Genomic DNA, 229 nt, shown 5'->3' with positions numbered 1-229 from the left:
CACGAAGAGGTCGTTCTGGATGACGAGCGCCATCGTGACGCACGTGATGAAGCTCGCCAACGCCGTGGCGTCCAGGGTGATCGCGTGAGTGCGGAACCGGTGCGACCGTCGCCACAGCGCCGCCAGCACGTCCGGCCAACCGCGCCAGACGCGCAGGACGGCGACGGCCGAGGTCGCTGGCGGCGCCGCCATGGCGTCCCTAGGCGACGCTGCCGGCGCGGTAGCCGGC

The 229-nt window shown here is 72.5% G+C and carries 1 pseudogene; it reads right to left on the bottom strand.

Annotated elements, in window-relative coordinates:
- Window positions 1–192: pseudogene (locus tag KVS71_RS19680) on the bottom strand (sensor histidine kinase); the annotation flags it as partial.
- Between the last annotated feature and the right edge of the window lie 37 nt (window positions 193–229).

The sequence above is a fragment of the Microbacterium sp. GbtcB4 genome (assembly GCF_019091465.1).
Lineage (GTDB): Bacteria > Actinomycetota > Actinomycetes > Actinomycetales > Microbacteriaceae > Microbacterium > Microbacterium paraoxydans.
This window is presented reverse-complemented; position numbering and strand designations above follow the sequence as displayed.